Annotated in this window: 20 protein-coding genes; 8 read left to right on the top strand and 12 right to left on the bottom strand. The window is 66.4% G+C overall.

The features are described from left to right. Window positions 1–13: 13 nt before the first annotated feature. On the top strand, window positions 14–601 hold the full coding sequence (locus E8F11_RS18545; protein ID WP_280290307.1) for a putative glycolipid-binding domain-containing protein: 588 nt from the start codon (window positions 14–16) through the stop codon (window positions 599–601). Between the two features lie 114 nt (window positions 602–715). Here E8F11_RS18545 and trxB read toward each other — a convergent pair whose 3' ends face one another. Next, window positions 716–1,663: a thioredoxin-disulfide reductase gene (gene trxB / locus E8F11_RS18540; RefSeq protein ID WP_280290306.1), complete on the bottom strand. Its 948-nt coding sequence runs from the start codon at window positions 1,661–1,663 to the stop codon at window positions 716–718. A gap of 287 nt (window positions 1,664–1,950) precedes the next feature. On the opposite strand from trxB, the gene cysZ reads away from it, so the two are divergent. After that, complete coding sequence (cysZ, locus tag E8F11_RS18535) at window positions 1,951–2,703, top strand: sulfate transporter CysZ (protein ID WP_280290305.1); 753 nt, start codon at window positions 1,951–1,953, stop codon at window positions 2,701–2,703. 78 nt (window positions 2,704–2,781) lie between these two features. Then, entirely contained in the window at window positions 2,782–3,969 is a 1,188-nt protein-coding gene (locus tag E8F11_RS18530; protein WP_280290304.1) for a glycosyltransferase family 1 protein, read from the top strand. Here E8F11_RS18530 and E8F11_RS18525 read toward each other — a convergent pair. The 5 genes from E8F11_RS18525 to E8F11_RS18505 form a co-directional block, all read right to left on the bottom strand. After that, on the bottom strand, window positions 3,966–4,925 hold the full coding sequence (locus E8F11_RS18525) for a DegV family protein (RefSeq protein WP_280290303.1): 960 nt from the start codon (window positions 4,923–4,925) through the stop codon (window positions 3,966–3,968). The genes E8F11_RS18530 and E8F11_RS18525 overlap by 4 nt on opposite strands. 183 nt (window positions 4,926–5,108) lie before the next feature. Then, entirely contained in the window at window positions 5,109–6,218 is a 1,110-nt protein-coding gene (locus E8F11_RS18520) for an NADH:flavin oxidoreductase (protein ID WP_280290302.1), read from the bottom strand. A gap of 57 nt (window positions 6,219–6,275) precedes the next feature. After that, on the bottom strand, window positions 6,276–6,866 hold the full coding sequence (locus E8F11_RS18515) for a TetR/AcrR family transcriptional regulator (RefSeq protein ID WP_280290301.1): 591 nt from the start codon (window positions 6,864–6,866) through the stop codon (window positions 6,276–6,278). 188 nt (window positions 6,867–7,054) lie between these two features. Next, window positions 7,055–7,537 (bottom strand): glutathione peroxidase, encoded by a 483-nt coding sequence (locus tag E8F11_RS18510; RefSeq protein ID WP_280290300.1) that lies wholly within the window; start codon window positions 7,535–7,537, stop codon window positions 7,055–7,057. A gap of 126 nt (window positions 7,538–7,663) precedes the next feature. Beyond that, a complete protein-coding gene (locus E8F11_RS18505) occupies window positions 7,664–8,149 on the bottom strand; it encodes a peptidylprolyl isomerase (RefSeq protein WP_280290299.1) in 486 nt (161 codons plus the stop codon). Here E8F11_RS18505 and E8F11_RS18500 point away from each other — a divergent pair. From E8F11_RS18500 to E8F11_RS18485, 4 genes are all read left to right on the top strand, one after another. After that, window positions 8,118–8,444: a DUF3565 domain-containing protein gene (locus tag E8F11_RS18500; RefSeq protein WP_280290298.1), complete on the top strand. Its 327-nt coding sequence runs from the start codon at window positions 8,118–8,120 to the stop codon at window positions 8,442–8,444. The genes E8F11_RS18505 and E8F11_RS18500 overlap by 32 nt on opposite strands. Then, a complete protein-coding gene (locus E8F11_RS18495; RefSeq protein WP_280290297.1) occupies window positions 8,444–9,610 on the top strand; it encodes an acetate/propionate family kinase in 1,167 nt (388 codons plus the stop codon). The genes E8F11_RS18500 and E8F11_RS18495 overlap by 1 nt, the downstream gene beginning before the upstream one ends. A 22-nt stretch (window positions 9,611–9,632) precedes the next feature. Next, on the top strand, window positions 9,633–11,666 hold the full coding sequence (gene pta, locus E8F11_RS18490; protein ID WP_280290296.1) for a phosphate acetyltransferase: 2,034 nt from the start codon (window positions 9,633–9,635) through the stop codon (window positions 11,664–11,666). Between the two features lie 385 nt (window positions 11,667–12,051). Beyond that, on the top strand, window positions 12,052–12,957 hold the full coding sequence (locus E8F11_RS18485; protein ID WP_280290295.1) for an acyltransferase: 906 nt from the start codon (window positions 12,052–12,054) through the stop codon (window positions 12,955–12,957). Between the two features lie 52 nt (window positions 12,958–13,009). Here E8F11_RS18485 and E8F11_RS18480 read toward each other — a convergent pair whose 3' ends face one another. From E8F11_RS18480 to E8F11_RS18455, 6 genes are all read right to left on the bottom strand, one after another. Further along, complete coding sequence (locus E8F11_RS18480) at window positions 13,010–13,324, bottom strand: EthD family reductase (RefSeq protein ID WP_280290294.1); 315 nt, start codon at window positions 13,322–13,324, stop codon at window positions 13,010–13,012. 291 nt (window positions 13,325–13,615) lie between these two features. Continuing rightward, the gene (locus tag E8F11_RS18475) at window positions 13,616–15,781 is read right to left on the bottom strand and encodes an EAL domain-containing protein (protein WP_280290293.1); all 2,166 of its coding nucleotides are present in this window, start codon (window positions 15,779–15,781) and stop codon (window positions 13,616–13,618) included. Continuing rightward, window positions 15,762–19,502, bottom strand: a complete 3,741-nt coding sequence (locus E8F11_RS18470; protein ID WP_280290292.1) for a CHASE domain-containing protein — start codon at window positions 19,500–19,502, stop codon at window positions 15,762–15,764. Before E8F11_RS18470 ends, E8F11_RS18475 begins: the two co-directional genes overlap by 20 nt. A 197-nt stretch (window positions 19,503–19,699) precedes the next feature. Further along, window positions 19,700–20,398, bottom strand: coding sequence for an OmpA family protein (locus E8F11_RS18465; protein ID WP_280290291.1), 699 nt, complete (start codon window positions 20,396–20,398; stop codon window positions 19,700–19,702). An 80-nt stretch (window positions 20,399–20,478) separates the two neighbouring features. Next, complete coding sequence (locus E8F11_RS18460; protein WP_280290290.1) at window positions 20,479–21,120, bottom strand: MBL fold metallo-hydrolase; 642 nt, start codon at window positions 21,118–21,120, stop codon at window positions 20,479–20,481. Between the two features lie 48 nt (window positions 21,121–21,168). Beyond that, window positions 21,169–22,188 (bottom strand): AraC family transcriptional regulator, encoded by a 1,020-nt coding sequence (locus E8F11_RS18455; protein ID WP_280290289.1) that lies wholly within the window; start codon window positions 22,186–22,188, stop codon window positions 21,169–21,171. 123 nt (window positions 22,189–22,311) lie between these two features. Between E8F11_RS18455 and E8F11_RS18450 the strand changes: the two genes are divergently transcribed. Beyond that, the gene (locus E8F11_RS18450; protein ID WP_280290288.1) at window positions 22,312–23,148 is read left to right on the top strand and encodes a metal-dependent hydrolase; all 837 of its coding nucleotides are present in this window, start codon (window positions 22,312–22,314) and stop codon (window positions 23,146–23,148) included. Window positions 23,149–23,250: the final 102 nt, after the last annotated feature.

Raw genomic sequence — 23,250 nt, 5'->3', positions numbered from 1 at the left:
CCGGAGCGCACGGATGCAGCAAACCCTCGTGTGGAAACCGCTGACCACGCCCGGAGTCGAGAGCCTGCGGCTCTCCATGGACGAACAGGGCATTCACGCCAGCAGCCACCTGATCCAGAATCGCAACGGCCAGAGCATCGCCGCCACCTATGTGCTGGACAGCGATCCGCGCTGGCGCTTCCGCCACCTCTGGCTGAAGGTCGAGAACCACGGCCAGCGGAGCCTGCGCCTGGACCGCGATGTCCGCGGACGCTGGTTCCTCGACGGCCAGCACCGCCGGGACCTCGACGACTGCCAGCTGGTGATGCTCTCGGCCACCCCCTTCACCCATACGCCGGCACTGCAACGCTGCGCCCTGGAGATAGGCCAGAGCGAGCAACTGCGGGTCGCCTACGTCGATCTGCCGAGCCTGCGGGTGGACGCCCGCCAGTTGCGCTATCAGTGCCTGCGCCAGCACCAGCAGCACACCCTCTATCGCTGCAAGGCGGAAGGTCGCAAGCCGATCGAGCTGACCGTGGACCGCCAATCCCTGCTGGTGGAAGCCCAGGGCCTGTACCAGCGCATGAGCGCGCGGACCCTGTCGCTGAATACCTGGGTCTGAGGCCCGGCGTCGGTGCCCGGTGCGGGCTGCGATGCGTTGGGCTTCGCGTAGCTCAGCCCAACCTACAGGAAAGAAAAAGCCCCGCGACCGCGGGGCTTCTTCGTCAGACTCTGCTCACTGCGCGTCGAGGTAACGCTCGACGTCCAGGGCCGCCATGCAACCGGCGCCGGCCGAGGTGATGGCCTGGCGATAGACATGGTCGGCCACGTCGCCGGCGGCGAACACGCCCGGCACGCTGGTGGCGGTGGCATTGCCATCACGGCTGCCGCTGACCACCAGGTAGCCGTCCTTGAGGGGCAGTTGGCCTTCGAATAGCGAGGTGTTCGGGGTATGGCCGATGGCGACGAACAGGCCGTCCACCTTCAGCTCCTCGCTGCTGCCATCCTGACGCTTCAGGCGCACGCCGGTGACGCCCATGTCGTCGCCCAGCACCTCGTCCACCTCGAAGTTCAGCTTGAGCTCGATCTTGCCTTCGGCGACCCGCGCCATCAGCTTGTCCTGCAGGATCTTCTCGGCGCGGAAGGTTTCACGGCGATGCACCAGGGCCACCTTGCTGGCGATATTGGCCAGGTAGAGCGCCTCTTCCACGGCCGTGTTGCCGCCCCCCACCACCGCCACTTCGCGGTTGCGGTAGAAGAAACCGTCGCAGGTGGCGCAGGCGGACACACCCTTGCCCATGAAGGCCTGCTCCGACGGCAGTCCCAGGTAGCGGGCGCTGGCGCCGGTGGCGATGATCAGCGCATCGCAGGTGTAGGTGCCACTGTCACCCACCAGGGTGAAGGGCTTGCCGGCCAGGTCGACGGCATTGATGTGGTCGAAGACGATTTCGGTCTCGAAGCGCTCGGCATGCTCCTGCATGCGTTGCATCAGGGCCGGCCCCGTCAGGCCATGGGGGTCGCCCGGCCAGTTGTCGACTTCGGTGGTGGTGGTCAGCTGGCCGCCAGCCTGCATGCCAGTGATCAGCAGCGGCTTGAGGTTGGCGCGGGCGGCGTAGACGGCCGCGGAGTAACCCGCGGGGCCGGAACCGAGGATGATGACCCGCGAATGGCGTGCTTCGGACATGACTGACTCCCGCCCCTTGGGGCATAAAAAGGGGCCACTGCTGCACTTGGGGAAGGCTTTGGATGCAGTGGCCCCGTTGAACCGGGTCTGGCCGTTTCCAGCTGGCCAGGAATAAGCGCAAGGTTACTGGGGGGCCTTCGATAGCGGAAATACCCGCTCTCAATCCCGGCCATAGTCGGCACCTATTGGCGCAACCGCCATCAAATTTGTTCCGAGCCTTTTCCAGGCTTTCCACGAAGCCGGCAAAGCCGTTAAGGTCGGCGCGTTTGCAATTTCGAGGGACCACCATGCCTGCACCCGCTCTTACCGGGCCGCAATACCTCGGCGAAGGACTGAAACTGGTCCTGAGCCCCGGACTGCGCCTGTTCGTCCTGCTGCCGCTGACCGTCAACCTGCTGCTGTTCGGCGCCCTGATCGGCTTCGCGGTGCAGGAATTCAGCGGCTGGGTCGACGCCTTCATGCCCAGCCTCCCCGACTGGCTGAGCTTCCTCGAGTACATCCTCTGGCCGCTGTTCGTGCTGCTGGTGGTGGTACTGGTGTTCTTCAGCTTCACCATGCTGGCCAATATCATCGCCGCCCCCTTCAACGGCTTCCTCGCCGAGAAGGTGGAAGTGGTGGTACGTGGCCAGGACGACTTCCCGGCCTTCAGCTGGGCCGAGCTGATGGCCATGATCCCGCGCACGGTGGGCCGCGAGCTGCGCAAGCTGGCCTACTTCCTGCCACGCGCCGGGGCTCTGCTGATCCTCTCCTTCATCCCGGTGGTCAACCTGGTGGCCGCGCCCCTGTGGATACTTTTCGGCATCTGGATGATGGCGGTGCAGTACATCGACTACCCGGCGGACAACCACAAGCTGGGCTGGAACGAGATGCTCGCCTGGCTGCGCGAGAAGCGCTGGCAGAGCCTGGGCTTCGGCGGCATCACCTACCTGGCGTTGATGATTCCCTTCGTCAACGTCCTGATGATGCCCGCCGCGGTGGCCGGCGCCACGCTGTTCTGGGTCCGCGAGGGCGGTGACCGCCAGCTCGCCCCCAGGGCCTGAGTCACGCTCCGGAGCCCGGTCACACAGACGTCATCCCACCGTCACACGGGCTACATGGCCCGTGTCGACACTGGCGTCATGACCATAGCGCCCCTGTACATCTCGCTGATCAGCGAAACCTACCTGCCCGAAGTCAATGGCGTGGCCAACACCCTCGGCCGCCTCTGCGACGGCCTGCGCGGCGCCGGGCACCGGCTGCAGCTGGTGCGCCCGCGTCAGGCCTGCGACCAGGGCCGCAGGAGCGACGATGAACTGCTGCTGATCCGCGGTTGGCCGCTGCCGGGCTATCCAGGTCTGCAATGGGGCCAGTCGTGCCTGCACAAGCTGCTGCGTCGCTGGCGTCAGCGCAAACCGGATGTGCTCTATATCGCCACCGAGGGCCCGCTGGGCTTCTCCGCCCTGCGCGCCGCGCGGCGCCTGGGGATTCCGGTGGTGAGCGGCTTCCACACCAACTTCCAGCAATACACCGGGCACTACGGCGCGGGCCTGCTGACGCGCCTGCTGACCAACTACTTGCGCTGGTTCCACAACGCCACTCGGCTGACTCTGGTGCCCAGCGTCAGCCAGCTGCAAGACCTGACCAGACGCGGCTTCGAGCGCCTGCAGCTGCTCTCCCGGGGCGTCGACGGCCAGCTCTTCAACCCCGCCCGCCGCTGCCCGGAGCTGCGCGCGCAATGGGGCCTCGGCGAGCAGGACATCGCGGTGATTCACGTCGGCCGCCTGGCCGTGGAAAAGAACCTCGGCCTGCTCGGCGACACCTTCCATCACCTGCAGCGACGTTATCCACAGCTGAGCCTGAAGCTGGTGGTGGTGGGCGACGGCCCGCAACGAACCTCGCTCCAGCGCGCGCTGCCGGATGCTCTCTTCTGCGGCGTGCAGCGAGGCGAGGAGCTGGCCCGGCATTACGCGTCGGGCGACCTCTTTCTCTTCCCCAGCCTCTCGGAAACCTTCGGCAACGTGGTTCTGGAAGCCCTGGCCGCGGGCCTGGCGGTAGTGGCCTTCGACCAGGCCGCCGCGGCACAGCACATCCGCCATGGCCATAACGGCGCCCTGGCGCTGCCGGACGAGCCGGCCAGCTTCCTCGAGGCTGCCGCCTGGCTGCTGGAGGACCCGGAGAACCTGCGCCGCGTACGCCTCAATGCGCGCATGCATGCCGGCCGCCAGGGCTGGGAGGCCATAGTCCAGCAGTTCGAGCAGTACCTCCTGCATGCCCGCCGTCCCGAGCTCGATAATCCCATCAGCGGCGGCCTGCCGCCGCGCGTCTAGGCGAAGGTGGCAGTTGGTGCGGCGAATGCCAGGCTGAGAGCGCCGCGGCCGAGGTTGATCGCCCCGGTGGGACTGAGCATGGCCAGGTGCAGGGTCACGCCACGTTCCGTGCAGGCCGCATCGAGTTCGACGAAGCCCGGCAGGTCGCGCACCAGGGACAGTTCTCCGGCAAAGCTGATACAGAGCTGCGGCGCCAGCAACTCGCCGGCCAGCACCCGCACCCTGGCATGGGCCAGCAGTTTTTCCGCCGCGTTGTCGAAGCTGGGCGCCAGCGCCACGGGTTTGTCCACACCCTGCTGCACGCTGATCACCGGCTTCACGTCGAGCAACGAACCCAGCCCCAGGGCGGCCCCGCGCAAGCGGTCGAGCAGGCCACCGCGCTCACCTTTCCGGAAGCCGCGCCGGCGCAGGTGGCCGAGGTCATCGGCGACGAGAAAGGTGCAGACCTGCCCGGCCAGCTGCTCCAGCCGCGTGCGCACCGCATTGGGATGGGCGCCATCGCCGATCAGCCGCACCGCCTCGGCAGCCAGCACGGCGCTGCCGGCGAAGAGGCTACGCCCATCGACCACCCGCATGGCGAAATGCCCAGCCACCCCGGCCGCCGCACGCCGCTCACGGTAACGCTGGAGCAGGCCGAAGGAGGCCTGGGTGGCGTGCTCGAAGATCGCGCTGCGCTGGGCGGAGATGGTCAGGCAAATGACCTGGTCGTAGCGGGTCACCAACTCCTCGAGGAACCATTCCTGTATTTCCGCGACCTGCAGGGGCTCGCTGCCGTCCCCCGGCCCGACCTTGGGCAACAGCTCGCTGTAGAAAGCCTGGGTGGCCTGCGGCACCCGGCGGTCGACCAGTGACTGCTCGCCGAGCCGGATGCGGATGGGCAGCACCGGGATGCGGTGCTTGAGGAGAAAGTCCTGGGGCAGGTCACAGCTGGCGTCCACTACCAGGCCAATGCGCATGGGGTACTCCTTCGGCCGGTGTGCCGGCGCTTGTTGTGGTGCGCGCACAGTGACCGGTAGATGGAGTGGTGTCAGCCCAACTGATTGAGGGTTCGGCGGATGGTGGTCAATGGCTTCACAGGAAAAGCAACCTGGTACCTCCAGAAAGCAGAAGCCCCGCCTGAGCGGGGCTTCCTTCACGTCTTACACCAGGCTGCCCAGGGCATCCCGGCTGAACGGCAGGATGTCCTGCATCCGCCCTTCGCGCACTTTCACCGCCCAATCCGGATCCACCAGCAGGGCACGGCCCACGGCCACCAGGTCGAACTCTTCCTTGTTCAGGCGCTCCAGCAGGCCTTCGATGTTGGCCGGCTGGGCCACCTTGTCGGTCTTGACCATGAACTGCAGGAACTCGCCGTCCAGGCCGACGCTGCCGACGGTGATGGTCGGCTTGCCGGTGAGCTGGCGGGTCCAGCCGGCGAGGTTGAGGTCGGAACCCTCGAACTCCGGCTCCCAGAAGCGGCGGGTGGAGCAGTGGAAGATATCCACACCGGCGTCGGCCAGGGGCTTGAGGAATTCGCCCAGTGCTTCGGCGGTCTGCACCAGGCGCGCGGTGTAGTCCTGCTGCTTCCACTGGGAGAAGCGGAAGATGATCGGGAAGTCCGGCCCGACAGCGGCACGTACGGCCTGGACCAACTCGATGGCGAAGCGCGAACGGTTGGCCAGGCTGCCGCCGTACTCGTCGGTGCGCTGGTTGCTGCCTTCCCAGAAGAACTGGTCGATCAGGTAGCCGTGGGCGCCGTGGATTTCCACGCCGTCCATGCCGATGGCCTTGGCGTCGCGGGCGGCCTGGGCGAAGGCGGCGATGACGTCCTGGATGTCTTCCCGAGTCATGCCGTGGACCACCACCTGGCCGTCCTTCACCTTCTCGCTGGGGCCGTAGCCGGGGACGCTGGCGTCCGGCTCGGTGCCCAGGCGACGCACGCTGCCCACATGCCAGAGCTGCGGCACGATGCGCCCGCCTTCGGCATGCACGGCGTCCACCACTTCTTTCCAGCCGGCCAGGGCGTCCTCGCCGTAGAAGCGCGGCACATGGGGATAACCGTTGGAGGCCTTGTGGCCGACCGTGGTGCCCTCGGTGATGATCAGGCCGACACCGGCAGCTGCACGGCGGCGGTAGTACTCCACCACCTTGGCGTTGGGCACGCCACCGGGGGAGAAGGAGCGGGTCATCGGCGCCATCACCACGCGGGTGGGCAGTTCCAGTCCGCCGAGGCGGAAGGGTTCGAAGAGGGCGTTTACCAGAGCGGTCATGGGGTCTCCTGTGGCCGGCCATATGACCGGTCGTCTCGGTTTCAAGGCTTTGAAAGATCAGGCCCGGAGCAGCAGCTCCAGGCGGTCGACGAAAGCGTTCATGGGGGCGGTGCCGCCGCCCACCTTCAGGCGCGTGAGCACGCCCTGCCAGGCATTGGCGATGAAGGCGGCGAGGTTGGCGCAGTCTTCATCGGCGGACAGTTCGCCGGCGGCCACGGCCTCTTCCAGGCAGGCCTGGAGGATATCCACCGAGCCTTGCAGGATGCTCTCCACCTGCTCGCCGATGGCGGGCGACAGCTCGGCCATCTCGAAGCTGAGGCTGCCGATGAAGCAGTGGTATTCCGGTTTCTCGCGGCTGGCGAAGCGCGCCAGCAGGTCGCGGTAGTAGCCGAGGATACGCTGACACGGGCTCAGCGCCGGATTGGCCAGGGCCTGTGCATAACGCTCCAGGCGCGGCAGGTAGAGGTACTCCAGGGCCTGCAGGGCGAAGTCTTCCTTGCTGGCGAAGTAGTGATAGAAGGAGCCCTTGGGAATACCCGCGGCCTGGACGATCTCCTGCACGCCGGTACCGTGGTAGCCACGGCGGGTCATCACCTGGGAGCCCTTGGCGAGAATGAGGTCGCGTTTGTCGAGTCGGATACTGGTCATGGCGGCGAGCATATGACCGGTCGTCTCGCCCTGCCCAGCACTATTGATGAGGCTGATCGGGCTTCACAAGCCAAGGGAGATTGCGACGCGGAAAAACGTAGGAGCCAGCTTGCTGGCGAACGACCCGAAACCAGGCATTCGCCAGCAAGCTGGCTCCTACAGGGGAAAGGCGTGAGTGCGAAGGCAGGTCAGGCGAGCGCCTTCTCGACTGCCTGGATCAGCGCGGGGTCTTCCGGTGCGGTACGCGGCGAGAAGCGCGCCAGCACGCGGCCGTCCTTGCCCACCAGGAACTTCTCGAAGTTCCAGGTAATGTCGCCGGGAAACTCGGCGCCCTCGCCCGCCAGCAGACGGTACAGCGGATGGCGGGCCGAGCCGTTGACCTCGAGCTTGCTGCCCAGGGGGAAGGTCACCCCGTAGTTGAGGCTGCAGAACTCGCGGATTTCCTCCTCGCTGCCCGGCTCCTGGGCGGCGAACTGGTTGCACGGCAGACCCAGCACGGTAAAGCCCTTGTCGCGGTATTGCTGGTAGAGCTTTTCCAGCCCGGCGTACTGCGGGGTCAGGCCGCACTTGGAGGCGACATTCACCACCAGCACCACCTGGCCCTTGAGCGGCGCCAACGGCAAGTCCTGACCGTCGAGCGCACGCAGATTGAGGTCGTGAAAGGCACTCATGACTGACTCCTCGAAAATCACAGGGATTTCACAGCGGACAAAAAAGGCGCCCCGGGGCGCCTTTTCGGTTTTTTCAGCTTAGCAGCCGCATGGCCATTTGCCGGGTCGGCAGTCGCCGGCGAACGGTCAGTGGTGGTGACCGCCTTCGCCGTGAACGTGGCCGTGCGCGATCTCTTCGGCGTTGGCATCACGCACGTTGACCACCTTGACCTGGAAGTTCAGGCGCTGGCCAGCCAGCGGGTGGTTGCCGTCGACGGTCACGTCGTCGCCGTCGATGTCGCGGATGGTGACGATCTGCATGCTGCCGTCCGGGCCGGAGGCGTGGAACTGCATGCCGACTTCCAGTTGATCCACGCCTTCGAACATGGCGCGATCAAGGGTGGCGACCAGCTCGGCGCTGTACTCGCCGTAACCGTCTTCAGGCTCGACGGCGACGCTCAGCTCGTCACCGGCCTGCTTGCCTTCCAGGGCCCGCTCCAGGCCGATGATGATGTTGCCGGCGCCGTGCAGGTACACCAGCGGCGCGCCGCCAGCGGAGCTGTCGATCACCTCACCGGCGTCGTTGGTAAGGGTATAGTCGATGGACACAGCCTTGTTGGCGGCGATCAGCATGGTGCGAGACCTTCTGCAAATGAATGATGAAAGCGCAAGTTTAACCGCCCATTTGGACGATTGCGACCCGATCGCTGACGGGCGGCCCCGGCTGGTCGGCTATAGACAGGACGAGGACGGTCACTGGGTAGCCCTGCTCTCCTGCGGCCATACTCAACACCTGCGGCACCAGCCGCCCTGGCAGTCGCGCGCCTGGGTACTCGACCCTGCTCAGCGCGCAGACCAGCTGGGCCGCTTCTTCCCCTGCGGCTGGTGCGCCCAGGGCCTGGCACCCGACTCCATCGAGAAAACCTGATGCCCGCACGCAATATCCTGGTGATCCACGCCCGCAAGACCTCTCTGCGCTTCGCCCTGGTCAACGAAGCCCACAGCCAGTTCACCCTGCACGGCATGGCCGAGGGCCTGGGCAGCCGCGATGCCGAACTGCGCTGGCAGCGCGGCGGCGACAAGGACAGCCTGATGATCCCCAATGCCGACCATCGCGCCGCCCTGTCCCAGCTCATGCCCCTGGTCCAGGGCGCCGCCGGCGGCAAGCTGCACGGCGTCGGCCACCATGTGCTGCACGGTGGCGAATTCTTCAGCTCGGCCTGCCGCCTGGAACCGCTGGTGATCCGGCGCCTGCAGGCCCTCGCCCCGCTGGCGCCGCAACAGATGCCGGCCAGCCTCGTGGGCATCGAGGCGGCAATGCACCTCCTGCCGAACCTGCCCCATGTGGCGGTGTTCGACACCGCCTTCCACCAGACCATGCCCGAGCACGTCTACCGCCTGGCCCTGCCGGATGCGGTCTACCGCGACCACGGCCTGCGCCGCTATGCCTTCCACGGCAGCAGCCACCGCTACGTCAGCCATCGCGCCGCCGAACTGGCCGGGCTGTCCATCGGCGACAGCTGCTGGCTCTCCGCCCACCTGGGGGCCCATGGTTCCGCCTGCGCCATCGTCAATGGCCAGAGCCGCGACGCCAGCATGAACCTGGTGATGGCCACCCGCAGCGGCGACATCGATCCGCACCTCTACACCCAGTTGCACCGCAGCCTGGGCTGGAGCCTGGAGAAGATCGACCAGGTGCTGCGCCAGGAAAGCGGCCTGCTCGGCCTCTCGGAGCTGGCCAGCGACATGCGCAGCCTGGAGAAGGCCCGCGACCAGGGCCATGCCGGCGCCACCCTGGCCGTCGAGGTCTACTGCTACCGCCTGGCCAAGACCCTGGCCGCCGTGGGCTGCGCCCTGCCGCAGCTGGACGGGCTGATTTTCACCGGCGAGATCGGCGAGAATTCGCCCCTCGTGCGCAGCAAGACGGTGGACCACCTGAAGCTGCTCAACCTGGTCATCGACCGCGAAGCGAATGCCCGCTGCGTGCGCGGCGTCGCCGGCCCGATCCACAAGCGCGGCCATCCGCGCGTGCTGGTAGTGCCGACCAACGAAGAACGCCAGATCGCCTTCGACACCCTGGCCCTGCTGGCCTGAACCGCTTTCGCCAAGGAGCCCCATGCACTGCTTTTTCATCGCCCCGACCGGCTTCGGCGTCGGCCTCACCTCCACCAGCCTCGGCCTGGTGCGTGCCCTCGAGCTGGCCGGCCTGCAGGTCGGCTTCCTCAAGCCCGTGGCCCAGCCACACCCCGGCGACCTCGGCCCGGAGCGTTCCACCGAACTGGTGGCCCGCACCCACGGCCTCAAGCCGCCCATGCCACTGGGCCAGTCCCAGGTGGAGCGGATGCTCGCCGACGGCCAGCTCGACGAGCTGCTGGATGAGATAACCGGCCTCTACCAGCAGGCCGCCCAGGGCAAGGACGTGGTGATAGTCGAGGGCATGGTGCCGACCCGCCACGCCAGCTACGCCGCGCGAATCAACTTCCACCTCGCCAAGAGCCTGGATGCCGATGTCATCCTGGTGTCGGCGCCGGAAGACGAGAGCCTGTCCGAGCTGTCCGACCGCCTCGAGATCCAGGCCCAACAGTTCGGCGGCCCGCGCGACCCCAAGGTGCTTGGCGTGATCCTCAACAAGGTGCGCGAGGAGAACTTCACCAAACGCCTCAAGGAACAGTCGCCACTGCTGCGCGGCAACGACTTCCGCCTGCTCGGCAGCGTGCCCTGGCTGGATGAGCTGAACGCCCCGCGTACCCGCGACGTCGCTGACCTGCTGGGCGCGCAGGTGATCAACGCCGGCGACTACGATCAGCGCCGGGTGCAGAAGATCGTGGTATGCGCGCGCACCGTGCCCAACACGGTGCAGCAGCTCAAGCCCGGCGTGCTGGTAGTGACTCCCGGGGATCGCGACGACATCATCCTCGCCGCCAGCCTGGCCTCCATGAACGGCGTGCCCCTGGCCGGCCTGCTGCTCTCCAGCGACATCCAGCCCGACCCGCGCACCCTGGAACTCTGCCGCGGCGCCCTGCAGGGTGGCCTGCCGGTGCTGGGCGTGGCCACCGGCACCTACGACACCGCCACCAACCTGAACAAGATGAACCGGGAAATCCCGGTGGACGACCGCGAGCGCGCAGAGAAAGTCACCGAGTTCGTCGCCCGCAACCTCGACCTCGACTGGCTGCGCGCACGCTGCGGCGCGCCGAGCGCGCAGCGCCTGTCGCCGCCGGCATTCCGTCACCGCCTGATCCAGCAGGCCCAGTTGGCCGGCAAGCGCATCGTCCTGCCCGAAGGCAGCGAGCCGCGCACCGTCCAGGCGGCCGCGGCTTGCCAGGTCCGCGGCATCGCCCACTGCGTGCTGCTGGCCAAGCCGGAGGACGTGCGCGCCGTGGCCAGCGCCCAGGGCATCACCTTGCCGGAGGGTCTGGAAATCCTCGACCCGGACCTGGTCCGCGAGCGCTATGTGCAGCCCATGGTGGAGCTGCGCCAGAACAAGAGCCTGAACGCGCCCATGGCCACCGCCCAGCTGGAGGACAACGTGGTGCTGGGCACCATGATGCTGGCCCTGGACGAGGTGGACGGCCTGGTCTCGGGCGCCATCCACCCCACCGCCAACACCATCCGGCCGGCCCTGCAGCTGATCAAGTCGGCCCCCGGCTACCGCCTGGCGTCGTCGGTCTACCTGATGCTGTTGCCGGAGCAGGTGGTGGTCTATGGCGACTGCGCGGTGAACCCCGAGCCGGATGCCGGCGACCTGGCGGAAATCGCCCTGCAGAGCGCCGACTCGGCCGAAGCCCTGGGCATCATCCCGCGGGTGGCGCTGATCAGCGATTCCGGCGACGCGGCGGAAGAGGCCAAGGTCCGCGAGGCCATCAAGCAGGCCCGCACGGCCCGCCCCGACCTGCCCATCGACGGTCCACTGCCCTATTCCACCGCCACCCGCGATGGCCGCACCACGGTGTTCGTATTCCCCGACCTCGCCAGCGGCGACGCGGCCTACAAGGAAGCGCAACAGGGCAACTACGTGGCCAGCGGCGGGCTGATGCTGCAGGGGTTGCGCAAGCCGGTGAATGACCTGCCGCGCAACGTGCTGGTGGACGACATCATCCACACCATAGCCCTGACGGCGATCCAGGCGGCGTGCGGCAACGAGGGGTGAGGGAAACCAGGCCTGGCACCGCCCCCGTAGGTTGCGGCTGAGCTACGCGAAGCCCAACAGCGGAGTTGAGCCGGACATCGTTGGGCTTCGCTGCGCTCAGCGGAACGCCGCCCGGCCCAACCTACGAATCCACTAAGGGCTGCGCAGCAGCCCCTGTGAATCCCAAGGGCAGGCCTGCGGCCTGCTTAGCGAATGAATTCGCCCTCACAACAGAGCCCCAGTCCCTGCTCCCGGAGCCGCCTCGACCACCCGGTCACCCTTCGCGCTTGCAGTCCAGTGAACAACCGTTAACCTTGGCCACCATTCTGCCCGCAGCCACGGAATGCTGCGGGCCCGACCATAACGAGGTGGCCATGACCACCCCACGGTGAGGCTGCATCCCTTCATGCTGAGTTTTATCCCCTCCCCCCTGCGGGGCGTGCTGGCGGCGCTGCTGCTGACCCTCAACACCCTGTTGTGCTGCATTCCGCTGTTCGCCGTCACCCTCTTGAAGTTGCTGCTGCCCTTCCGCGCCACCAGGCGCGCACTGAACTGGGCCGCCAGCTTCATCGCCGAGGCCTGGATCAGCTGCAACAAACTATGGATGCGCCTGGTGCGCGACACCCACTGGGACGTGGACGGCCTGGCCGGGCTGGATTACCAGCGCAGCTACCTGGTCACCAGCAACCACCAGAGCTGGGTCGACATCCTGGTGCTGCAGCACCTGTTCAATCGCCGTATCCGCCTGCTGCGCTTCTTCCTCAAGCAGGAGCTGATCTGGGTTCCGGTGATCGGCCTGTGCTGGTGGGCGCTGGATTTCCCCTTCATGAAGCGCTACTCCAAGGCCTACCTGGCCAAGCACCCGGAGAAGCAGGGCAAGGACCTGGAAACCACGCGCCGCACCTGTGCCAAATTCCGCGAAAACCCGGTGGGCGTCTTCAACTTCCTCGAAGGCACCCGCTTCACCCGCGCCAAGCACGACCAGCAGGGCTCGCCCTTCAAGTACTTGCTCAAGGCCAAGGCTGGCGGCATCGCCTTTGTACTGGACGCCATGGGCGAGCAACTGCATGCCCTGATCAACGTCACCATCCACTACCCGGACGGCAGCCCGAACTTCTGGACCCTGTTGACCGGCAAGCTGCGCCAGGTGGTGGTGCGTATCGAAACGCTGGAAATTCCCCAGGAATTCATCGGCAAGAGCTACGACCAGGACGAACAGTACCGGCTGGCCTTTCAGCAGTGGGTGAACCGCCTGTGGGAAGCCAAGGACGCCAGCCTGGAGCACCTGCACCAGCGGTTCCCGCCGGCCTGAATCGCCAGGAAACGAAAAAGCCCGCCAATCGGCGGGCTTTTCATTGGGTTCTCTATGCCGTCTGTAACACCTCGTCCACCTGGAGCAGGGGCGCCAGGTTGGTGTAGTTGGGGATATCGGCGCTTATCTCGTCGCCGTTCAGGTCCAGCGTGCTGCGCAGTTCCTCCACAGACAGTACCCAGATGTTGGCCATGCAGATGAACGGCGCTACGGCGCCATCGACTGAGGCCAGACCCTTGCGCACTTCGACCTTCACCAGGTTTTCGCCGATCAGGCGAGTCAGGAGTGGGATGTGTTCCTCGCAGTAGTAGGTGAAATCGAACTTGGCGCCCGGTGCATTGGGGTACGCCACAACGAAGCAGTACATGGAGCCTCCTTATCGCGGTATGCCGGGGGCGCGATCCTGAATGCCCCGACAGGTGAAGTGTAGGCCTGGTGGCTGGGGTATGCGTGGTGCTGAAGTGCGTCTGCCTGGTAATTGAAATGGCGGTGTCTGCGTTGGCCAGGTATCAATCGACGAGCCTGGAGCCCCGTAGGAGCGAGCTTGCTCGCGAAATACCCCCTCTTCGCCAGCAAGCTGGCTCCCACAAGAGGGAGCAGAGCCATTGAAATCGCCCCCACAGGCGGCAGCCCCGTATCCGGGCGTGCCGCTTCCTCTTCAGGGAGCGGGGCTGGTGGAGAGGGTATCGGCAGCAGCCTCCCGCAAGGCATTCCAGTCCACCACCCGCGGCAGCGCCTCGGCCTTGGCCACCGGCAGGCCCGGTGCCACCAGGAAACCCTGCATGAAGGTGCAGCCATGTTCCCGCAGCCAGTCGCGCTGGGCCATGGTCTCCACCCCTTCGGCGATGACTTCCAGGCCAAGGTGACGGCTGAGGTCGATGATGGTGCTGACCACCGCGGCGTCGCGCCGCGACTCCAGCATGTTGGAGATGAACAGGCGGTCGATCTTCAGGGTGTCCAGCTCGAAATGTCGCAGGTAGGCCAGGGACGAGTAACCGGTGCCGAAATCGTCGATGGCGATCCGCACCCCCAGGGCGCGTAACTGCCGCAACTGTTCGCGGGTCAGCTCGAGGTCCTGCATCAGCGCGCTTTCCGTGACCTCCACCTCCAGCTGCGCGGGTCGCAGGCTGAACTCGCCCAGCACGCGCCGCAGGTCGTCCACCAGCTGCGGCATGCCGAACTGCACCGGGCTGACGTTGAGGCTGACGATCAGGCCATCGCCGAAGCCCGGTCCCCAGGCGCTGCACTGGTTCGCCCCCTCGCGCAGGACCCAGCCGCCCAGTCGGTTGATCAGCCGGGTTTCCTCCAGCAGCGGGATGAACACATTGGGCGCCACCGTGCCGGCGACCCGGTGTTCCCAGCGCAGGAGGGCCTCGAAACCGCGAAGGCGACCGGTCTCGATGTGGATCTGCGGCTGGTAGACCAGGTGGAAGTCCTTCTGCTCGATGGCGTTGCGCAGGCTTTCCTCCAGCATCAGCCGGGAGCGGGCCCGCCCGTTCATCTCCGGCGAGTAGAAGCGGTACTGCTGGCGGCCGGCGCGCTTGGCCTCGTACATGGCGATATCCGCGGCGCGCAACAGGCCGTCGACGCTCTGCCCGCATTCCGGGAAGCAGGCGATACCGACGCTGGCGCCGAGGGTGACGTCTATGCCTTCGATGCGGTGGCGCACCGAGATCAGTTCGATCAGCTTCTCCGCCACTCGCGCGGCGTCCTCGGGGTGGTCCAGGGTATCGAGCAACGCGGTGAACTCGTCGCCGCCCATGCGCGCGAGGATGTCGTACGGGCGCAGGCAGCTCTTCAATTGCTCGGCCACCCGCCGCAGGATGCGGTCGCCGGCATCGTGGCCGAGGGAGTCGTTGATCAGCTTGAAACCGTCCAGGTCCAGGTAGAGCACCGCCATGCGCTTGCCGTTGCGCTCGACGCGCGCCAGGGAAGACTCCAGCGCCTTGTGGAAACCGCGGCGGTTGAGCAGTCCGGTCAAGGCGTCGGTAATGGCCTGGGACTCCAGCTGGGCATGCAGCTGGCGCACCACCGACATGTCCAGGGCGATCACCACCATCGAGCGCTGCAGGCGCGGCAGCGGCGAGGACGAGAGCGCCACCGGCAGGCATTCGCCGACCAGGGTCTTGAGGCTGGCATCGTGCAGGCGGTAGGTCTCGTTGCGCTTCCAGTGGCGGAAGAAATCCGAATCGCGCCAGTCACCTTCCATCTCCGGGTGGCCTATCAGCTTCAGCAACGGCTGGCCTTCCAGGTCTTCCACCGTGCCTTGGAGCATCTGCGCCATGGCCGGATTGGCGAAGCTGATGATGCCGTCCTCGCCGACGACCAGTATTCCTTCAGCAGCGTTCTCAAGAACCGACGCATTGAAGGCGCGGGCGCTGTCCAGCTGCTGGCTGAGCAGCAGAAGGTCGCGGCGATTGCGTTCGTGGGCCAGCAGCGCCTGGATCTTGTGCCGCAGCACCTGGGGATCGAAGGGCTTGAGGATGAAGTCCACTGCGCCGGAGGAGTAGCCCTGCAGCACGGCGTCCTGGGTGTGGGCGATGGCGGAGATGAAGATGATCGGCGTGTAGCGGGTCAGCGGGCTGCTGCGCATCAGTCGGGCGACTTCGAAGCCGTCCATGCGCGGCATCTGCACGTCCAGCAGGACCAGACCGACTTCTTCCTCCAGCAGGCATTTCAGCGCGGCCTCACCGGAATCCACGGTGCGTACCTGCCATTCGCCGTCGTCCAGCAACGCCTCCATCGCGGCAAGGTTTTCCTGGCGGTCGTCCACCACCAGCAGGATGTTGGCCGCAGGGGCCTCCTTAGGCTGCAGGCGCGCCATGGCGACCTCCAGGTTTTTCCAGCCAGCGGTAGAGCATGTCCAGCAGCTCCTGGCGACTCACCGGCTTGGCCAGGTAGTCGTCGGCGCCGGCGGTGATGCATTTTTCGCGGTCACCTTTCATGGCGTGGGCGGTCAGGGCGATCACCGGGATGCCGCAGCCGTGTTCCTGCTTGAGTACGCGGGTGGCGGTGTAGCCGTCCATATTGGGCATCGCTATGTCCATCAGGATCAGGTCGAATGGCTCGCGCTGGAAGCAGGCTATGGCTTCCAGGCCGTCGCCGGCGGCAGTGACCTTCAGGCCCACCTCGTCGAGCAGGGCGCTGAGGGCGTAGATATTGCGCACATCGTCGTCCACCAGCAGCACTCGGCTGCCTTCCAGCGGGTCCATCACCCTGGCGTTGTCCGGCAGGGTCTGCGGCTGGCGCACGCTGGCGAGGAATCCCTGGACCGCCGAGCTGAGGTTGCCCAGGTCCTCGCCCTCCTTGCGCACCACCACCGCCGAGTAGCGGCGCAGGCGCTGCAGGTTCTGCTGATTGACGTCGACGCCGGTGTTGATCACCACCCGCGAACCATCCAGGGAGCGTTCGCGGTCGAGGTTGTCGAGCAGCTCGAAACCGTCCTGGTCGGGGAGATCGAGGTCGATCACCAGTGCGGAGAAATCCTTCTCAGCGTAAGCCTTGCGGGCGCCCTCGCCGCTGGCGCTGGCCACCACCTTGAAGCCGAGCTGCTCCAGATGCTCGCGATAATGCTCGCGCTCCACGTCGACGTCCTCCACCAGCAGCAGGCTGCGCTCCACTTGCAGGCTGCCGCCTTCCAGGTCCTGGAACACCTGCTCCAGGTCCTCGCGGGCGATCGGCTTGACCAGGTAGCGGGTGTCGCTCTCGTTCCAGTCCTGGGGCTGCGGCACGCAAGAAATGATGTTTACCGGGGTGGCGCGGTGGTTCGCCTGGCTGCGCAGGCGGCGGTAGATCTGCCAGCCGCTGGCATCGGGCAGCAGGATGTCGAGGATGACCGCGGCGAAACGCTCGTGCTGAAGCAGGCCGATCGCCTGCTTGCCACTGCGGCAGTGGACGCTGGAAAAGCCATGGGCCTGGGCCTCCTCCGCTATCACCGAGGCGAAGTTGACGTCGTCCTCGACTATCAGCACCGCAGGCCCCTGGCCGCTGCGCAGCGGTTGTGCCGGTTCCTCTTCGTCCTTCGGCTGGGTGGCGGCCACCGCCACCGGCAACCGGACTATGAAGCGCGAACCACGCCCAGGCACGCTCTCCAGGCTGATGTCACCATCCAGGGCGAGTACCAGTTGGCGGGTGATGGCCAGCCCCAGTCCGGTGCCACCGAAGCGCCGGCTGGTGGAGCCGTCTATCTGCTGGAAGGCCTGGAAAATGCGCTCGTGCTGGTCTTCGGGGATGCCGATGCCGGTATCGCGGACGGCGAAGCGCAGCGCCTCGCGCTCATCGGTGGCTGCCGTCGGGTCCAGTTCGACCGAGATCTCCACCTCGCCCTGCTCGGTGAACTTCAGTGCGTTGGACAGCAGGTTGCGCAGTATCTGGTGCAGGCGCACCCGGTCACTGTGGATAACCCGGGGCACGCCGGCCTGGACCTGAGTGATCAGGCGCAGGCCCTTGATCTCGGCCATGGGTCGCAGGCTGCCGTCCAGCTCGGCGAGCATGTCCTGGACATTCAGCGGTTCCAGCTTGAGCTGCATGCGCCCGGCCTCGACCTTGGCCAGGTCGAGCACATCGTTGATCAGCTGCAAGAGGTCGCTGCCGGCGCGGTGGATGATATCGGCGTGGCGGGTCTGCTTCTCGGTGAGGTTGCCGACCATGTTCTGCCGCAGCTGGTCGCTGAGGATGAGGATGCTGTTCAGCGGCGTGCGCAGCTCATGGGACATGTTGGCGAGGAACTCGGATTTGTAGCGGTTGGCCAACATCAACTGCTCGGCCTGGTCACGCAGGCGCTGCTCGGCCGCCTTGCGCTCGCTGATGTCGATGATCACCGCCTGCACCAGCATTTCGCGACCGGCGCGGATCGGCGACAGCCCCACCTCCAGCGGAATCATGCGGCCGTCGCGGTGCTGGCCAAAAAGCTCGCGGTTGCTGCCCATGCGCCGCTGCTCGGGCTTGCGCTGGAAAGCTTCGCGCAGCGCCACATGAGCGTCGCGCAGGGCGTCGGGCAGGAGCAGTTCCACCGGAGACTCGAGCAATTCCTCGCGGCCGTAGCCGAACAGGAGTTCGGTCTGGCGGTTGACCATGGCGATCCGCCCACTGGTGTCCACCAGGACGACGGCGTTGGGCGAAGCCTCGACCACCAGGCGGAACCGCTCCTCTGCGCTCTTGCGCGCCTGCAGGTCCACCAGGTTGATCAGGAAGCGCCGGCCCACGCCATGCCTCAGGCTGCTCAGGGTCAGCGCCACCGGGATGCGCTCGCCGCCCTCCTGCAATGCCTCGACCTCCGTCAGCTGAGTGGGGGCCTGGTCACCTTCGCCCGGATGGAGGCCGGCGACTTTAGGCACGAAACGCTGCAGACGCTGCCCCGGGAGGTGATTGGCGTCGCAGGCCAGCAGATCGCCCGCGCTGGCATTGGCCATTTCGATCCGCCCCTGGGCGTCGCAGATCAGGGTTGCCACCGGCAGGTGCTGCAAGAGCAGACGGAAGCGTTCTTCCCGCTCGGCGAGTTCGGCGGTGGCGAACTGGCTGAGCTGCAATTGCCGCTCGCGGTGATAGAGATAACCGCCCACCAGCAGCGAGAGCAGCAGCGCGGCAGCCAGGCCGGTCCAGAGACTGAAGGCGATCCGGCTGCTGCCCAGCATCGCTTCATACTCCGCCGTGCTGCCCACGCCCAGGGCCCAGGTGCGGCCGAACAGCTTGATCTCCTCGACCTGGTGGAAACGTGGCTGGCGGGTGCTGCCGGTCGGCTCCAGCAGGGGGGCGCCGGGGTTGCCGAGGTCCTTGAGGTCGATGCTGTAGAGCGTGTTCTGCGTGCCGAGGATGCCGTCCATCAGGTCGTGCACACGGAAGGCGCCGCAAACCATGCCGAGCAGGGCAGCACGGCGCTCCTCGGTCGTGGTGACGGGCGCCTCCGGGCGGTACACCGGCATATAAAGCAGCAGGCCACTCTGGACTTCCTGTTCGGTTTCCTGCCGCAGCCTGATCGGCCCGGTGAGGCTGGCCTCGCCCGTATCCCGCGCCATATCCAGGGCCTGCCTGCGCACCTCTTCGGTGAGCATGTCGAAGCCCAGGGTGCGGCGGTTGCGCCAGTCCAGGGGGCTGCTGTACTGCACCAGGATGTATTCGTCCCGCGGGCCCTGGGGGGAGACGCGGAAGTCGCGGCGGCCCTGGTCCCAGATCTCGCCGACGAACTCGTTGAGTTCGTCCTTCTTCAGGTAGGGCGCCCAGGCCAGGGCCTGAATGCCCGGATAGCGATCCTGCAGCTGCAGCTGGTCGCTGGCCCGCGCCCACTCCTCGGCGGAAACGAGGGTGCTGCCGACCATCAGGCCGGACATGCCGCGCAGGACCATTTCATAGGCGTGCATGCGGGCGTTGACGCGTTGGGCGATCTCCTCGGCCTCGATCTTGAAGCGCAGCTCGTGTTCGCTGCTGTTGCGCGCTTCCAGAGCCAGCCACTGCCAGAGCACCAGGCCGCCGAGGACGAGCATCAGGGCGAGGGCCACCAGCAGCGGCAACAGGTACTTGTTGGGTAGGGAAAACTGTCGGTCGTCCATGCAGGCTCCTGTCCACTCCATGGCCGCGGCCGCGCCTCTTGGGGCACTGGGCCGACGGTTCAGCCGGGCCTCAACGGAGCCCTGCTGCGCAGTCTAGACAGGAATGCGGCAACCGGCGTTGCGCCAGCAATCGAACGACGAGCGGCAGAAGCGACAAGGCCCGCGAATGCGGGCCTTGTGCGGGGTGGAGCGGTTCCTTACTGCTGCGAAACCTGGGCGCCGGGGATGGGCGTCAGCTTGATTTCCACGCGGCGGTTCTGCGAACGGCCGGTCTCGTTGGCATTGCTGGCGACCGGCAGGTCCGGGCCCATGCCGCGGGAGGTCACGCGGGCACCATTGACGCCCTGGGCCATCAGGTAGTTGGCCACGCTCTGGGCGCGCTGCTGCGACAGGTTGACGTTGTACTGGTGGCCGCCGGTGCTGTCGGTATGGCCGACCACCTCGATGTTGTTCTGGTCGTACTGCTTGAAGGAGGTCGCCAGGTTGTTCAGCGGGGAGTAGAAGTTGCTGGCGATATTCGCAGAGTTGGTAGCGAAGGTGATGTTGCCGGGCATGATCAGGTTGAGGTTGTCGCCCTGACGCTCCACCTGCACGCCGGTGCCTTCCATGCTGCGGCGCAGTTCGGCTTCCTGCTTGTCGACGTAGTAGCCATAGCCCGCGCTGGCCGCGCCAGCCACGGCAGCACCGATCAGCGCGCCCTTGCCACGGTTGTCATGGTTGATCGCGGCACCTGCCACGGCGCCGGCGAGGGCACCCAGGGCGCCGTACTTGGCAGTCTTGCTCATGCCGCCCTGGCTTGGGGCCTGGCTCTGAGTGTCGTAGGGGCCCTGTGCGGCACAGCCCGACAGCATGGCGAAAGCGGTGGCGGCGATGATCAGGCGACGCGGGGTGAACATGGACTCATTACTCCTGAGAAATCGTTTAGCCGGTGTGGCTGCGGGCAATTAGACATCAAACTCCGCAGAAATTCCGTGGTTCAGGCCCGCACGAAGGGATTTTCCCGCATCTCGTCGCCCAGCCGGGTATCTGGGCCGTGGCCGGTGACCACGGTCGCCTCCTCGTCCAGGCTGTACAGACGCTGCTTGATGGAGCGCTCGATGGTGCCGTAGTCGCCGCCCCAGAGGTCGGTACGGCCGATGCCGCGGCGGAACAGGGTGTCGCCAGCGATCAGCAGCTTGGCCTGGGGGAACCAGAAGCTCATGGAACCGGGGGTGTGTCCCGGCGTGTGCAGGGCCACGCCGCAGCCGCAGGCGAGCTCCTCGTCGTCCGCCAGCCACTGGTCGGGCGCCGGCACCGGTTTGTAGGGTACGCCGAACATACGGCACTGCATTTCCAGGTTGTCCCAGAGGAACTGGTCTTCCTTGTGCAGGTGCAAGGTGGCGCCGGTGGCCTTCTTCAGCTCGCCGGAGGCGAGGAAGTGATCCAGGTGGGCATGGGTGTGGATGATGCTGACCAGCTTCAGGCCATGGGCCTCCAGGCGCGCGAGGATCAGCTCCGGATTACCACCCGGGTCCACCACTATGGCCTTCTTGCTGACCGGGTCGCCGATCAGGGTGCAGTTGCACTGCAAGGGGCCGACGGGGAAGGTTTCTCGGATCAGGGCGGTGGACTGGGTCATCGGGCATCTCCGGTACGGCAGCGCTCTGCGGCGCTTGGCAAATGGACTTCACGGCCCGGCACGATAATCGCTCGGCAGCCTCCCCGTCCATTTGCGGAAGGCGCGGCGAAAGTTGGACGGGTCGCTGAAGCCCAGCAGGCTGGCGATCTCGAACAACGGCAGATGGGTGGTGCTGAGGTATTGCAGGGCCAGACCCTTGCGCACCTCGTCCAGCACCTGTTGATAACTGGTGCCCATGGCCGACAGGTGCCGGCGCAGGCTGCGGCCGCTGGTGTGCAGGGTGCGGGCTGCGCTGTCGAGGTCGGGGAAGTCGCCGGGGCGTGCCAGCAACAGTCGGCGCACACGGGTGAGCAGGGCGTCCTGCACGTCCAGGCTGGCCAGCAGGGCCTCGCACTGCTGCTCGCACATCTGCACCGTGGCCGGGTTCGCCAGGGCCATGGGCCGCTGCAGATAGGCCTTGGGCAGGCTCAGCCAGTGGCAGGGCTGCTCGAACTGCGGCGTCATGCCGAATACCGTCGCATAGCGCGCCGCATAGGTGGGCGCCGGATGGGCGAAACCCACCTGCTGACCGCGCAATTCCTCGCCCACCAGGAAGCGGGCGATGCTGAAGAAGCTGGCTAGCAGCCCTTCGCCGGCGAAGCGACCCAGCGACCCCATGGGAAAGGATTCGGTGGCGCGCAGTTGCAGGCAATCGCCCTGCTCCACCAGCTCCAGCTCATAGGCCAGGCCGAGCACCCGGTAATACTTCATGGCGAACTGCAGCGCGTACCCGAGGTTGGCGCTGGACAGCACCGCGTAGCCGAGGATGCCGTGGGTGGAGACGTTCAGCCGCTGCCCCAGCACCAGTCCCAGGGCCGGCTCGCGGCACAGCTGCAGGGCCACGCTGGCGAGCTGGTTGAAGTCCAGGAATGACAGCCGGCCATTGGGATTGCCGAGGATTTCCGGCTTGACCCTGGCATTGGCCAGCAGCGCCGCGCGCGCAACGCCCAACTCCTCGACCAGGGACAGCAGGGCTTCGGCATAGGCGACGGGTACCAGTTCGGCGGAGAAGGTCAGCGGTTGTTTCATATTGGCGTCTTGTGCTGGGTTGTGGCCGGATATGACTCGAAGGTTGGCAGTAGATAACCTTGTCCGACAAGACCCGGCAAGCGGATATTGGGACCATGGTCCATATAGACTCAAGGAGCCCCCATGGCCAGCACCACCCCCGAAGGATTGGTTATCCGTCCGCGCCACATGGATTTCGATCTGCCCACTCCGCTGCCGCGCCACTGGCACAGCGGAGACGCCTTCAAGAGCCACCTGTTCGATGCGATGTCGGTGCTGTTCCCCGATGGCGAACGCTTCTTCATCGATTCGGTGCGCCACTTCCGCGACCGGATCGATGACCCGCTGCTGAAGGAGCAGATACGCGGCTTCATCGGCCAGGAAGGCCACCACAGCCGCGAGCATCTGGAGTACAGCAACCGCCTGCGCGAACTGGGCTATGACATCGGCACCATCGAGCGCCGCGCCCAGGCGCGGATCCGCTTCACCCAGAAGAAGTTCTCCGCCTACCGCCAGTTGGCCGCCACCGCTGCCCTTGAGCACATCACCGCGATCATGGCCGACGGCCTGCTGAAGAACCCCGAGTACATGGCCGGCGCCCACCCCACCATGGCGCGCCTCTGGCGCTGGCATGCGCTGGAGGAGACCGAGCACAAGGCGGTGGCCTTCGACGTCTACAACCAGGTCTGCGGCAGCCACCGCCTGCTGCGCCGAGCGATGCTGATGGGCACCTTCTTCTTCGTCCTCGACACCACCCGTGGCCTGGCGCACATGCTCAAGCGCGACGGCCTCTTGTGGAACTGGCGCGTCTGGCGCGACGGCCTGAGCTGGATGTGGGGCCGCAACGGCATCTTCCGGCCGCTGATCCGGACCTACCTGGACTTCTTCAGGAAGGGCTTCCACCCCTGGCAGCACGACAACCTCGACCTGCTGTACAAGACGCGGGAAGAGTTCGATGTGCCGCAGGCGAGTGCGGCTTGAGGGTTTCCCGGATGAGAAAACGGCCCTTCGGGGCCGTTTTCTTTCACTTTCGTAGGGTGCGCTGTGCGCACCGGATGTTGCGCACAGGCGTTTCGGTGCGCG

It is taken from the genome of Pseudomonas sp. BN417 (assembly GCF_029871205.1).
Lineage (GTDB): Bacteria > Pseudomonadota > Gammaproteobacteria > Pseudomonadales > Pseudomonadaceae > Metapseudomonas.
Note: the sequence above shows the minus strand (reverse complement) of the source record. Positions and strands in the feature narration are given on the sequence as shown.

Bases quoted from the DNA above. Each gene is read 5' to 3' on its own strand.
- E8F11_RS18505 (WP_280290299.1), bottom strand. From the start codon at position 8,149: ATGCTGATCGCCGCCAACAAGGCTGTGTCCATCGACTATACCCTTACC.
- E8F11_RS18470 (WP_280290292.1), bottom strand. From the start codon at position 19,502: ATGGACGACCGACAGTTTTCCCTACCCAACAAGTACCTGTTGCCGCTG.
- E8F11_RS18460 (WP_280290290.1), bottom strand. From the start codon at position 21,120: ATGACCCAGTCCACCGCCCTGATCCGAGAAACCTTCCCCGTCGGCCCC.
- pta (WP_280290296.1), top strand. From the start codon at position 9,633: ATGCACTGCTTTTTCATCGCCCCGACCGGCTTCGGCGTCGGCCTCACC.
- E8F11_RS18520 (WP_280290302.1), bottom strand. From the start codon at position 6,218: ATGACCGCTCTGGTAAACGCCCTCTTCGAACCCTTCCGCCTCGGCGGA.
- E8F11_RS18455 (WP_280290289.1), bottom strand. From the start codon at position 22,188: ATGAAACAACCGCTGACCTTCTCCGCCGAACTGGTACCCGTCGCCTAT.
- cysZ (WP_280290305.1), top strand. From the start codon at position 1,951: ATGCCTGCACCCGCTCTTACCGGGCCGCAATACCTCGGCGAAGGACTG.
- E8F11_RS18525 (WP_280290303.1), bottom strand. From the start codon at position 4,925: ATGCGCATTGGCCTGGTAGTGGACGCCAGCTGTGACCTGCCCCAGGAC.
- E8F11_RS18510 (WP_280290300.1), bottom strand. From the start codon at position 7,537: ATGAGTGCCTTTCACGACCTCAATCTGCGTGCGCTCGACGGTCAGGAC.
- E8F11_RS18545 (WP_280290307.1), top strand. From the start codon at position 14: ATGCAGCAAACCCTCGTGTGGAAACCGCTGACCACGCCCGGAGTCGAG.
- E8F11_RS18515 (WP_280290301.1), bottom strand. From the start codon at position 6,866: ATGACCAGTATCCGACTCGACAAACGCGACCTCATTCTCGCCAAGGGC.
- trxB (WP_280290306.1), bottom strand. From the start codon at position 1,663: ATGTCCGAAGCACGCCATTCGCGGGTCATCATCCTCGGTTCCGGCCCC.
- E8F11_RS18465 (WP_280290291.1), bottom strand. From the start codon at position 20,398: ATGTTCACCCCGCGTCGCCTGATCATCGCCGCCACCGCTTTCGCCATG.
- E8F11_RS18530 (WP_280290304.1), top strand. From the start codon at position 2,782: ATGACCATAGCGCCCCTGTACATCTCGCTGATCAGCGAAACCTACCTG.
- E8F11_RS18495 (WP_280290297.1), top strand. From the start codon at position 8,444: ATGCCCGCACGCAATATCCTGGTGATCCACGCCCGCAAGACCTCTCTG.
- E8F11_RS18475 (WP_280290293.1), bottom strand. From the start codon at position 15,781: ATGGCGCGCCTGCAGCCTAAGGAGGCCCCTGCGGCCAACATCCTGCTG.
- E8F11_RS18450 (WP_280290288.1), top strand. From the start codon at position 22,312: ATGGCCAGCACCACCCCCGAAGGATTGGTTATCCGTCCGCGCCACATG.
- E8F11_RS18500 (WP_280290298.1), top strand. From the start codon at position 8,118: ATGGACACAGCCTTGTTGGCGGCGATCAGCATGGTGCGAGACCTTCTG.
- E8F11_RS18485 (WP_280290295.1), top strand. From the start codon at position 12,052: ATGCTGAGTTTTATCCCCTCCCCCCTGCGGGGCGTGCTGGCGGCGCTG.
- E8F11_RS18480 (WP_280290294.1), bottom strand. From the start codon at position 13,324: ATGTACTGCTTCGTTGTGGCGTACCCCAATGCACCGGGCGCCAAGTTC.